Raw genomic sequence first — 12442 nt, 5'->3', positions numbered from 1 at the left:
AAGCTTTTGGCAAAGGGCGTGCGATATTTCAAGGACCTTCCGCCCGACAAACTGCGGATTATTGCGTCTGATATTACCCGCGGCAGGCTTTTGCTGCTTCCCGACGACATCCGCCAATACGGGATGAATCCCGGAAATTTGGAAGTGGCGCGAGCGGTAAGGATGAGCGCGAGCCTGCCGTTTTTTTTCGATCCGGTCGTGATCAAAAAACGGCAGCGGGCGGATGATGGCGCTTGCAAAAAATCGCCACGCGTCATCTACGTGGTCGATGGCGGCATTTTAAGCAATTTTCCCTTATGGATTTTTGACAAGACAAATAAAGAAGACCGCAAAATGACTCCCGTATTGGGATTTAATCTGGTGGGCAAAAATGAAGCGCGGCCGAAAGAAATCCATGGGCCGCTGTCGATGTTTCAGGCGTTGTTCGCAACGATGATGGGAGCGCACGATGAACGGTACATCGATGAACGGAACCGGTTTCGGACGATCAAGATTCCGACCTTGGGGGTGCAAACCACACAGTTCGATATCAGCAAGGAAGAAGCGATGCGCTTGTATGAAGCGGGTAAAGACGCGGCGGAGAGGTTTTTTGACAAATGGTCGCTTTCTTCTTATGTCAGCCAGTATGAATTGCATGTGGCCAAATATATTTAATGAAAACGCGGCGGCTTATCCTCGTCTCCGTCTTTTTTATTGCCGCTGATGACGCGGAAACGGGCGTTTTTCACGCGTATTTTTTGCTTTTTGCCCGCGCCTTTGCGGCCGCGGGTTATCCGCGGCCGCCATGTATTCGGGGGAAATTTCCACAGCAAAAACACGGTGCCGAAGACGAAAATCGCAATCAGCGTCGTCGTCGAGCGCAACAATGAACTAAAAAGCCCGATGGTAAAAAGCGCGATCAAAATCCAGATGAATATTCTTTCGCCTTTGCGCATGCGCAATTCCTCCGTTAGCGAATCATTTTGTTGGTCAAATGCTCCCGGTCCAGTTCCAACATGCGTTTAAAGGAGGCGATGGAAACCTCGACTTGCTCGTCGCTCGGCTGTTTGGTTGTTAAAAGCTGCAGCCAAAGCCCGGGGTAGCCAAGCGCGCGCAAAACGGGAATATTGCGGAGGCTGTTCGTAAGACGCAGCGTTTCATACGAAACGCCGATCACGACGGGCAATAAGAGCAGCCGCTCATATACCCGCTCCCACAATGTATCATATTGCACAAACGAATAGATAATAACGCCCAGAATAACGGTCAGGACGATAAAACTGCTGCCGCAGCGGTAATGCAGCGTGCTGAATTGCTGCACGTTGCGGACATTCAGTTCCAAACCCGCCTCGTAACAGCTGATCACTTTATGCTCTGCGCCGTGATATTGGAACAGGCGCTTGATTAAGGGCGTTTGCGAGATAAAGTACAAATAGGCCAACAACAGGATGATTTTGATGATTCCCTCGATCAAATTGTGCAGAATCTGGTTTTCAAACGCATGTTTGAACAAAAAGCTTTCTACGAAAACCGGCACCAGCGTAAAGATCAATTTGCCGAAAATAAAGGAGAGCACCCCGACGACTGCGACGCTCAAGATCATCGAAAATTTCGAAAAAATCGATTCCTCGTCCTTTTTCGCGGGCTTTTCGGCTTTCGCTTTGGCGCCGTCTTCCGCTTCCTCATCTTCCGCGTAAACTTCGGCGGAAAAGGTTAAGTGGCGCGATCCTTTGGCGCTGGCGTCGATGATGCCGACAATTCCGCGGATCAGCGGAATTCTCTTTAGCCATTTGACCCACGTTTGCTCATTTTTGGGCACCTCAAAAAATTCAATCTCATTATTTTTACGGCGTACAGCCGTGACGTTGACGGTTTGGCCGGCGAACATAACGCCCTCGATAACGGCCTGTCCGCCATAAACCGGGCATTTTTTTTGCGGCATCGCGATCACCTTTCTTGCTTTCGTCGATTCTATTGTAGCCGATTCCGCCGGCGAATGCCACCAATTACATGGGAGTTCGTTGAACATAATAAGGAAAAAACATTCTCAAAACCCGCGGCAGTGTGGTAAAATGTTTTAGTTGGCATGCCGGTTTGGCCTAACCAAGTCTGCCAAAGGTGGTTACGCGGATGAAAAACAAGGTGCTTGTGTTGAACGGCCCGAATCTGAATATGCTTGGCGTTCGCGAACCGAACGTGTACGGACGCACGACGCTTGGCGATATCGAAAACGACTTGCGCTTGTTTGCGGAACAACATGGCTTTTTGGAACTTGATTTTTTTCAGACGAATTCGGAAGGAGCGCTCATTGACCGCATTCAGCAGGCGTATGGCGTAGCGGACGGAATCCTGATCAACCCGGGCGCGTTTACGCATTACAGCTATGCGCTGCGGGACGCGCTTGCCGGAGTCGGAATCCCGTTTGTCGAAGTGCATCTTTCCAACATTTACAGTCGCGAGCCGTTTCGCCACCATTCGGTGACAGCCGCGATCGCCGTCGGGCAAATCAGCGGTTTCGGCGCGTACGGTTACAGACTCGGTTTAATGGCGCTTTTGGAACATCTTAAACAGGCGTAGGTGATGTGCGATGGTAACGTCCCGTCTGCAAAAGCTGCGCGGGGAAATAAAGCGGCTGGGATTGGAAGCCGTACTGATTACAAATGGCTATAACCGCAAATACATAACGGGTTTTACCGGCACTTCGGGCTATGTGCTCGTGACGGAGAGCCGAGCCGTTTTGTTTACCGATTTTCGGTATATGTCCCAAGCCCGCGAGCAGGCAATCGGCTTTGAAGTGATGGAGCATCTGCCCGATCCTTTTGTGACATTGAAAGACGCATTGAATGAACTGCATGTGAAACGCCTGGGGTTTGAAGAGCATGACATGACGTTTGCGACATACCAAAGCGCGCGCGGGAAGTTGGCCGGGATTGAACTGGCCGCAACCGATCATTTGGTGGAAAAGATTCGCCGGATCAAGGACGAGGGCGAGCTGCAAATCATGCGCAGAGCGGCGGAACTCGCCGATCGGACATTTGCCCATTTGGTCGGCAACGTGCTTAAGCCGGGCATTTCGGAGCGGGATATCGCTTTGGAAATCGAGTTTTTTGTCCGCCAAAACGGGGCAACGTCCACTTCCTTCGACACAATCGTGGCGAGCGGCGAACGTTCGGCGCTGCCGCACGGCGTGGCCAGCGACCGCATCCTGGCCGGAAACGAATTTGTCAAACTGGACTTCGGCGCCTATTACAAAGGTTATTGTTCGGATATCACCCGCACTGTGGTGCTGGGAAAACCGACGGAAAAGCACAGGGAAATTTACGATATCGTGCTCGAGGCGCAGCTGCATGCGCTGGAGCATATCAAGCCCGGCATGACGGGCAAACAGGCGGATGCGCTGGCCCGAGACGTAATCGGCAAATACGGCTACGGCGACAAATTCGGCCATGGCACCGGACATGGAATCGGGATGGAGATCCATGAAAGCCCGCGTTTAAACATGCAGGATGACACGGTGCTCGAACCGGGCATGGTCGTGACGGTTGAGCCGGGAATTTATTTGCCGGGGTTTGGCGGGGTGCGGATTGAAGACGATATCGTCATCACCGCGACCGGAATTGAAGTGATAACCAAAGCAAGCAAAACTTTCACCATAATCGATTGAATCTGACTTGGAGGGAAATGTTGTGATTAACGTAAACGATTTTAAAACGGGACTTACCATTGAAGTGGACGGCGATATCTACACCGTGCTCGACTTCCAGCATGTCAAACCGGGCAAGGGCGCGGCATTTGTCCGTTCCAAGCTGAAAAATTTGCGCAACGGCAACATCGTGGACAAAACGTTTCGCGCCGGCGAAAATGTCGGGCGCGCGCATATGGAAAACCGCGAAATGCAATATTTATACAACAGCGGCGATGAATACACCTTTATGGACATGGAGACATACGACCAAATTTCGCTCCCGCGCAAACAGATCGAATGGGAATTGAAATTCCTGAAAGAAAACATGACGATCAATATCGCGAGCTATCAGGGGGAAATTATCGGCATCACGCTGCCGAACAGCGTTGAATTGAAAGTGACCGAAACGGAGCCGGGCGTTAAAGGCAACACGGCGACCGGCGCCACGAAAAACGCCACGCTGGAAACCGGACTGATCGTGCAAGTGCCGTTGTTCATCAATGAAGGCGATGTGCTCTTGATCGATACGCGCGAAGGCAAATATATTTCGCGAGCTTAGGACAAATCTCCGCTAACGGTTTTCGTTTTTTGCGCCGACTATGCGGAGCAAGGGAGAGTGGATACAATGCCTACTATTGTTATGAAATTCGGGGGAAGCTCGGTCGGCACCGCGGAACGCATTGGCAAGGTCGCCGAGCGGATTGTCGCGGCAAAGCGGGCCGGGCATAAATGTGTTGTCGTTGTGTCCGCGATGGGCGACACGACCGATGATCTGATTGATTTATCCAGGCAGATCACCGCATCGCCGTCGGCGCGCGAGATGGATATGCTGCTTGCCACAGGCGAGCAAGTTTCCGTTTCGTTAGTCGCCATGGCGATTCAGGAACTGGGGCAGGAGGCGATCTCGTTTACCGGATGGCAAGCGGGCATGGAAACCGAAGCCGTGCACGGCAAGGCGCGCATCAGCGCCATTCGCCCGGACCGCGTGCTTGCGGCCATCGACAGCGGAAAGGTCGCGATTGTCGCCGGGTTTCAGGGGATCACGCCGGACGGCGAAATCACCACTTTGGGCCGCGGCGGTTCGGATACGACGGCCGTTGCGCTGGCGGCGGCAATTCACGCGGATTTTTGCGAAATTTATACGGATGTGGACGGCGTTTATTCGACCGATCCGCGAATTGTTCGCGTGGCGCGAAAATTAACGGAAATATCTTACGACGAAATGCTTGAGCTCGCGCATTTGGGGGCGGCCGTATTGCACCCGCGGGCGGTCGAATACGCCAAACATTACAACGTCAATCTGGTGGTGCGGTCAAGCTTTAACCACAATGAAGGGACACAGGTGAAGGAGGTAGCCAGGATGGAACAGGGGATCGTTGTCAGGGGAATTGCCAGCGACAAAAACGTTGCCCGTATCAGCATCATGGAAGTGGAAGATAAGCCCGGGGTATTGGCCAAATTTTTCACGGCGCTGGCGGATGCCGGAATCAACGTCGATATTATTGTGCAAAGCGGCGCGCAGAACGGCAAAGCGGATTTTTCGTTTACCGTTTCCGCGCATGAAGCCAAAAAGGCGGTTGAAGTGATTGAAAGCATCAAAAGCGAGGCGTCGTTCAGGGAAGTCACTTCCGAAGATGGATTGGTGAAAGTGTCGATCGTCGGCGCGGGCATGGTCAGCCATCCCGGCGTTGCCGCCAAAATGTTCGAAGTCATCGCCAACGAAGGCGTCAGCATCAAAATGGTCAGCACTTCGGAAATCAAGGTTTCCTGCGTGATCGCCGCCGAGCATCACCACCGCATCGTCGCGGCGCTCCACAGCGCTTACGGTTTGGATACCGCCGAACAAGCTTATGTCGGCGGACCGCAGGAACGGCGCTAATCGGACGGATTTTTGGCGGGGGGTACAATCGTACCTCTTTTTTTTGTCCTCTTTGCCGGGAATTTTCTAAGTTAATAAAAGAATTATATAAAATTTTTTAGGTCTGGCAAGCAATACGGAGTAGGTATAATGGATGACAGTTGGCGACAGTTCGATTATGTTATAGATAAACGGATGAGACGGGGGACAGAAGGCCTTGTACAATGTTGAATATCGGAATTTGTTGCGGGAATACGGATATTCCGCGGCGGAAATCGAAAGCAGGCTGAACCGTACGTGGAACGATTTATTCGGCGACAATGACGACACCAGAATTTATTATCCGGTCGGTCGTGATCTTGGCTATATTCTCGATACGGGCAACCGCGATGTCCGCACCGAGGGGATGTCTTACGGCATGATGATGGCGGTGCAATATGATCGCAAAGACATTTTTGACCGCCTGTGGAAATGGGCCATGAAACACATGTATATGAAGGAGGGAGAAAACGCCGGCTATTTCGCCTGGTCGTGTCAGCCGGACGGAACGCCCAATGCCGCGGGACCCGCTCCGGATGGGGAAGAATATTTCGCCATGGCGCTGTTTTTTGCGGCGCATCGCTGGGGAGACGGGCAATATCCGTGCGATTATAGCAAACAGGCGCGAAATTTGCTGCATACTTGCTTGCACAAAGGGGAAGACGGCATCGGGCAACCGATGTGGAACCCGCAAAACAAGCTGATCAAATTTGTGCCCAATTGCGAATTTACCGACCCTTCCTATCATTTGCCGCATTTTTACGAATTGTTTGCTTTATGGGCGGATCCCGCAGACCGTAAAACCTGGGAAGAGGCGGCCGCGGCCAGCCGGGCGTTTTTGCGGCGCGCATGCCATCCGGTTACCGGCCTTGCGCCCGAATACGCCTATTATGACGGCACGCCCAACAACACGCACGGGTTTGGCCGGTTCTACAGCGATGCTTACCGGGTTGCCGCCAATATCGGGTTGGATTGCGCATGGTTTGGCGTGAAGGAATGGGAGAGGGAGACGGCGAATAAAATACAAAGCTTTTTTGCCGACAAAGATCCAAACGATTATCGCCGATATACGATCGCGGGGGAGGCGCTTGCGGACAAATCCTTGCATCCGGTTGGATTATTGGCTACTAACGCGATGGCCTCGTTGGCCGCGGATGGCCCGCACTCGCGCGCCTGTGTGGAATTATTCTGGAATACACCTGTTCGCACCGGTGAACGAAGATATTATGACAATTGCCTGTATATGTTCGCCTTACTGGCTTTAAGCGGGCGTTACCGAATCTGGGATTAATTTGTGTTTCTTTGAACGATTCCGGACATTAAATTGCTTGCTTATTCTAAGGAGGGGCATCTGGTGAATAAGGTGATTCTTGTCGATGATGAAGTGTTTGCCCGACAAGGGCTAGGCAATCTGATCGATTGGGAGCAATGCGGTTTTACCATTTGCGGAGAGGCGGGCAATGGCGAGGAAGCGTTGCAGCTGATTGAACTGAACGCCCCGAATTTGGTTTTAACCGATATTCGCATGCCGGAAATGGACGGATTGAAATTAATCCAGAAAGTAAGGGAAAACGGCAATGACAAAATCAAGTTCATTATTGTAAGCGGATACAACGACTTTAAATATGCCCAACAGGCAATCAAGTTCGGCGTGCACGATTTTATATTAAAGCCGATTGACGAAGAAGAATTGGTGAAGGCGTTAAACAATCTGAACGAGCAAATTGAGAAAGAAAAGCAATTGCAATACAAACAGAAAGCGATCATGGCGGATACGATTTTGAAACAATTGCAATTGGGCGAGTTAAGCAGCGAAAATGCCGATGAATTATCCATGTTGTGCAATTTGGCCAAGTCCGAATTGTTTTACTACCTGATTGTTGAGGTAAACGGAATTCTTGAATACGCAAGCGATGAGCAAAATGGCGTCGGATTCGCGCACATTGGCGACAACATTGGCAAGGCGGTAACGGAGGCCTGCGGCGGCAATGAGCAGATTTATGGCAATGAACAGAAAAAAGGAGTTTATGGCTTCCTGCTGCCGTTCAGATGTTTGCTGCAGTGGGAAAACGATCCGGAAAAATTCGCGGAAGGCGTGTTTGCCCGGTTGGACGGGAAAATCGCCGACAGAACGCGCATGTATATCGGGCAGTTGGCAAGCGGGGCGGAAAATGTCGGCCATGCATACCGAACCGCCAACGAGGCCATGCGGTACAAGTACGCCTATCCGGAATTCAAGCTGTATCAATATGACAAATTGCAATCTTTATCGCTTACGTTCGCGGAAATTGCCCGCGACAAGATTGCCGTTTTGCTGGAACAAATCGAAGAACACAACGAAGAGGCGCTCCATGTAACCATTGACAACGTGTTTCTAGAATTCCAAAATAAACATGTTGCCTATGAAGCGATAAAAGATTCCATAACCGAAATGGTTTTCCACGTCATTCGCGCAATCGGCGCCATGCGGGGGGACAAAAACGACCTGCTGACGCTAAAACCGCTTATGCAGTGGACGCTCTATCCGATTACGCTTACGGAATTGAAAAGCCTGTTTGCAAATTTTATATTGGAAAGCTCGCGGTTGATCGCAAAATTGCGCAAAGCGAATACGATTAGCGAAATTTCCAGGGTAAAGTCTTATATTGAAACGCATTATTATGAAACGATCAGTTTGAAAAGCATTTCCAAAAAATTTTATATGAATCCTGTTTACATGGGACAATTGTTCAAAAAAACGTTCGGCGTTTATTTTAACGATTTTCTTTTGCACGTCCGCATTCAAAAGGCAAAAGAGCTTCTCCGCCAAACCGAGTTGCGCGTTTACGAAATTGCCGAAAGCGTCGGTTTCAGCAACGCCGATTATTTTGTGTACCAATTCGTCAAAGTGGAGCACTGCACGCCTACGGAATATCGCAACGCCTTGCTGCAAAAATAAGGACGGTGGCATGCGCATGGGCTTTAACTTGAACAACGTCAGAATAAGAAGCAAAATGCTGATTTTGTATTTTCTTTCCGTCTTTATTCCCATCATCTTTACGAATATCATGTTCTACACGGTAACGACAAACAATGTGCGCAACCAAAAGATTCGGGATATTTCGCTTGCCATGGAACAGACCAGCAAAGATTTTCGCGCCCAGATTGACCTTGCCGTAGGGATCTCGGAAGTGCTTTACACAGACAGTCTGTTAAATGACGCCCTCGATAAAAGTTACCCGCATCCGTCCGCTTATGTAGAGGCATACCATAACACGATCAACTATACGATCGGGAAATTCAGTCCTGTTTATAAAGCCATTAAAAATATTGAAATTTATACGACAAATCCGACCATCATCGGCGGCGGCAGCGTCTTGCCGATTACCGGCGAGATCCGCAAAACCGAGTGGTACCGGGAGTTGATGAATATAAAAGGTTCTTCCCCGCTAGTTATCCGCAATAATATTTCCTCTCTTACAGGCGCAAATCAGACATTCAGCGTGATTCGCAGACTCGATTATCATTATATGAACAAGTGGCAAAAGATCCTGAAAATTGACATCGACATTCATACGATTGAAGATGTTTTACACAACGTGACCGTTCAGGGCGACATCTATTTGCTGGGCAAAAACGATACGATTGAATACACGACGAATCCCAAGGTGGATTGGTCCACGCGGCATGTGAAGTTCGCGCAAGATGCAATGGCTGCCGGCATGCATGTGTTCGAGCGGAATTTCCGCAATGTCAGCTACCTGAAAGATTGGCGCATAGTAGGGGTCGTATCCGAGAAAAACGTGCTCGAAGACGTCCATAAATCGCGGAATATGGTTTTGTATTTGGCCATTCCCAATATCGTCATTCCGACTTTAATCATCCTCTGGATTACGCGATCGCTCAATCTGCGGATTATCCGGGTTTTGAAGCATATGAAGCAGGTCAAACGGCAAAATTTTGAACTGATCAGACACGAAAACTATCGCGACGAAATCGGCCAGTTGACGGAAGAATTCAACCGGATGATTCGCCAAATCCGCAAACTGATCAATGAAGTGTATGTCGCCGATATCCAGAAAAAAGATTTGGAAATCAAACGCAAGCAGGCTCAGCTACACGCCTTGCAAAGCCAAATCAATCCGCATTTTCTGTTTAACGCTTTGGAGACGATCCGGATGCGCAGCCTGATCAAAAAAGAACAGGAAACCGCAAGAATTATCTACAATATGGCGAAAATCTTTCGCAAATCGTTAACCTGGGAAAAAGATTGGGTGACGGTCAACGAAGAGTTGGATCTGATTCATTGTTTTCTGGAGATTCAGAAATACCGCTTTGGCGAAAAGCTGGATTATTCCATTCAAGCAAGCCCGGAAGCGGGAAATTGCCTGATCCCGAAAATGTCGATATTGCCGTTTGTTGAAAACGCCAGCATCCACGGAATTGAAAATTTGAAGGATATGGGCGCCATTCACTTGCAAATCATCATGGACGAAGAGACGTTGCTCTGCACGGTAACGGATAATGGCATTGGCATGAGCGAGGAAAAACGCAATGCGTTGTTGAAGGATTTGTATGAAAACGAGTCAATGGGGGAACGGATTGGCATCAAAAATGTTTTCTATCGTTTGAAACTATATTACGGCGACCGGTTTGAACTGAAGATTGATAGCGCGCAAGGGGCGGGAACGCGCGTGACGATACGTTTTCCGCTGCGGGATACGGTCATTTCGCAACAATTTCGAGCGGCGGAAAATTAGTCTTAAAATAGCGCCTGCAAGAGTTTCATGAGCAGCGCGGTAATGCCGGCGGCCATCAGCGGACCGACCGGGATGCCTTTCAGGAACACGATGCCGAAAATCGATCCGATCACCAGACCCACAATGACCTGTGGGTCTATTTTCAACAATTCCAGCCCTTTGCTGTTCATGTATGTTGCAATCGCGCCCCCGGCAAGGGCCAGAATTCCGGGCGGCGAAGTAAACGCGTCGACGATGTCCCTGAAGGCGATTTTATCCGCCGCAAACGGGGCAAGCACGGCCATGGTCAAAAATAAGAGGCCCAGTTCCAGTCCGCGCCTTTCGATGGACGGCAAATACCGTTCCAGTTCCACCAGCTTGATCGCGAGCAGGATGCAAGCCGCCGTTGTGATGATGTGCGAGCGCCCCGCGAGCCCGACCAGAATCAAAATCACCAGTAACCATTCACCGTTCATTGCCGCGCCCCTTGTTTCGGAATAGACGAAAAGACAGTCTTTTTCCGTAACAGTTTATGAGCGCAAGTCCGATTTAGAACTGGTATACGGGACAAGCAGTTGATTTTTCAGGATCGGAACGAGCGAAAAGACATTGATCCGCGAGCAAAACACAACATCGTCGCGATAGCCCAGTTTCGTCAGTTTTTTCCCGTGCGCCGACTCGAGCAATATTTGTTCCATCGCCTCTTTTGCCTGCGCGCAGGCAAGCCTCATGGCGATGCCCAGATCGTTCAAAGCGATTTGCTCATTCACCAGTCTGCCGATTTCGTCGACGATGAATCCGGCGCATAAGCCGTCTTCGATGGAGAACATATCCAGCGTGCCCGCGCATAAAATGACGATGTCTCTTTTCAGTTCCACGGCGGCTTTGGCGCATGCGGAAGCATTTAAAAGCGAGCCCGCCAAAATGTTTTCCGCTTTTTGCGACTTTTGCAAAGCGCGGGTTCCGTTCGTCGTGGTCAGGATGACTTGTTTTCCCGCCAATTCCTCCCGCGTATATTCCAAAGGCGAATTCCCGAGATCAAAACCGGCCAGTTTTTTGCAAAACCGCTCCCCGCCCAACATATATTCGCCGGTTTGCAGTTTGACCGCCTGGCTTACCGTTTCCACGGGAATAATGCCTGCGCATCCGTGCTCCAGCGCGGTGGCGATCGTGCTGGTTGCGCGCAGCACATCGATCACAATGACCGTTTTATGGTAGAAATCATCAGATCTTGCTTCGTTGACTGTTCCGACAACGTCAATCTGCATGCTTGCCCTCCCGCCAAAGAGTTGTAAAAATGGGGCCTTGCCGTTAATCCGCTTTGCGGAAACAAAAAGTATCCGACCGCAATCCGCGGCGCAGCGACTCGACCGAGAGCAGATCGGAGGGCGCGATATTGCCCAGGTTTACGTCTCTGCCGAGCATTTTCAGCAAATGCACTTGCTGCTCTTTTCGCGGCGCCTCCCACATGAGATATTCCGGATTTTCGATCAGATCAAGCGCGCGCAAAATGACCTCATCCCGGCATTCGCCCTGTTCATTGTAGATGCCCACGCCTTTGCCCGATTCCCTGCCTTCGACGATGACCATTTCCGCCCCGTATTCGATATCGATATGCACCGTATCCGCCAATGCCGTTACTTCGAATTCCGCTTTGCGCAGCTTTTTGCCGTATTCCGTGAAAACCCGGAATCCTTCCTTGACGGCGCGCAAAATGATCCGGTTGCGTTCCTGCCGGGAAAGTTCGATTGTTCCGTCGGAAACTTCGATCGCGGTAAAGCCCAGATCGTGCGCGGATTCGAAGAAAGCGTCAACGGCGCCGTTATATACAGCCGCTTCCAGAAAGGTGCCCCCCGGCATGATGCCGATGCCGTTTTCGACGGCCAATTTGATTTTCTTTCGCAACAGGTCGCGGGGATAGAGCGGCGAAGTGCCGAACCCGATTTTAATCATATCCAAATATTCTCCGGAAGTATACAGCAAGTCGGTAAATTCAGTATTCCCCATGCCTTTGTCAATCACCATGGTGATGCCGCAGGTGCGCGGTTTTCCCTGCCGCTTGCCGGACGGGTCAAGCAGCGCGGGATGCCAGTTCGCATGCGTGGAAACATTCATAAAACAAGTCTCCTCACTGTAAATAAAATGTATGTTTTCTTTGTGCAA

The 12442-nt window shown here is 50.4% G+C and carries 13 protein-coding genes; 8 read left to right on the top strand and 5 right to left on the bottom strand.

Features of this window, described 5'->3' with window-relative positions:
- Nucleotides 1-654, top strand: a 654-nt coding sequence (locus tag VF260_02925; GenBank protein ID HEX7056140.1) for a patatin-like phospholipase family protein, incomplete at its 5' end; no start/stop codon positions are given.
- On the opposite strand, the gene VF260_02920 is transcribed toward VF260_02925, so the two are convergent.
- Together VF260_02920 and VF260_02915 are read right to left on the bottom strand one after the other, a co-directional pair.
- Entirely contained in the window at nt 651-935 is a 285-nt protein-coding gene (locus tag VF260_02920; protein ID HEX7056139.1) for a hypothetical protein, read from the bottom strand. The genes VF260_02925 and VF260_02920 overlap by 4 nt on opposite strands.
- Before the next feature lie 14 nt (nt 936-949).
- Nucleotides 950-1921 (bottom strand): DUF1385 domain-containing protein, encoded by a 972-nt coding sequence (locus tag VF260_02915; protein HEX7056138.1) that lies wholly within the window; start codon nt 1919-1921, stop codon nt 950-952.
- Between the two features lie 188 nt (nt 1922-2109).
- On the opposite strand from VF260_02915, the gene aroQ reads away from it, so the two are divergent.
- The 7 genes from aroQ to VF260_02880 all read left to right on the top strand — a co-directional run bounded on the left by aroQ (nt 2110) and on the right by VF260_02880 (nt 10300).
- Complete coding sequence (gene aroQ, locus VF260_02910) at nt 2110-2556, top strand: type II 3-dehydroquinate dehydratase (protein ID HEX7056137.1); 447 nt, start codon at nt 2110-2112, stop codon at nt 2554-2556.
- A gap of 10 nt (nt 2557-2566) precedes the next feature.
- Nucleotides 2567-3643, top strand: coding sequence for a Xaa-Pro peptidase family protein (locus VF260_02905; GenBank protein HEX7056136.1), 1077 nt, complete (start codon nt 2567-2569; stop codon nt 3641-3643).
- Between the two features lie 22 nt (nt 3644-3665).
- Nucleotides 3666-4223, top strand: coding sequence for an elongation factor P (efp, locus tag VF260_02900; GenBank protein HEX7056135.1), 558 nt, complete (start codon nt 3666-3668; stop codon nt 4221-4223).
- Nucleotides 4224-4289: 66 nt separating this feature from the next.
- Nucleotides 4290-5543, top strand: a complete 1254-nt coding sequence (locus VF260_02895; protein ID HEX7056134.1) for an aspartate kinase — start codon at nt 4290-4292, stop codon at nt 5541-5543.
- A 196-nt stretch (nt 5544-5739) separates the two neighbouring features.
- A complete protein-coding gene (locus tag VF260_02890; GenBank protein HEX7056133.1) occupies nt 5740-6852 on the top strand; it encodes a glycosyl hydrolase family 8 in 1113 nt (370 codons plus the stop codon).
- 63 nt (nt 6853-6915) lie between these two features.
- Complete coding sequence (locus VF260_02885) at nt 6916-8499, top strand: response regulator (protein ID HEX7056132.1); 1584 nt, start codon at nt 6916-6918, stop codon at nt 8497-8499.
- Nucleotides 8500-8515: 16 nt separating this feature from the next.
- Nucleotides 8516-10300 carry a sensor histidine kinase gene (locus VF260_02880; protein HEX7056131.1) on the top strand — a complete coding sequence of 595 codons (1785 nt, stop codon included), beginning with the start codon at nt 8516-8518 and terminating at the stop codon, nt 10298-10300.
- A gap of 2 nt (nt 10301-10302) precedes the next feature.
- Here VF260_02880 and VF260_02875 read toward each other — a convergent pair whose 3' ends face one another.
- Genes VF260_02875 through VF260_02865 form a run of 3 tightly spaced genes read right to left on the bottom strand, consistent with a single transcriptional unit; the run spans nt 10303 to nt 12394 of the window.
- Nucleotides 10303-10755: a DUF441 domain-containing protein gene (locus tag VF260_02875; GenBank protein ID HEX7056130.1), complete on the bottom strand. Its 453-nt coding sequence runs from the start codon at nt 10753-10755 to the stop codon at nt 10303-10305.
- Nucleotides 10756-10809: 54 nt separating this feature from the next.
- Nucleotides 10810-11547 (bottom strand): 2-phosphosulfolactate phosphatase, encoded by a 738-nt coding sequence (comB, locus tag VF260_02870; protein HEX7056129.1) that lies wholly within the window; start codon nt 11545-11547, stop codon nt 10810-10812.
- A 43-nt stretch (nt 11548-11590) separates the two neighbouring features.
- On the bottom strand, nt 11591-12394 hold the full coding sequence (locus VF260_02865) for a phosphosulfolactate synthase (protein ID HEX7056128.1): 804 nt from the start codon (nt 12392-12394) through the stop codon (nt 11591-11593).
- Nucleotides 12395-12442: the final 48 nt, after the last annotated feature.

The organism is Bacilli bacterium (assembly GCA_036381315.1).
Taxonomy (GTDB): domain Bacteria; phylum Bacillota; class Bacilli; order Paenibacillales; family KCTC-25726; genus DASVDB01.
Note: the sequence above shows the minus strand (reverse complement) of the source record. Positions and strands in the feature narration are given on the sequence as shown.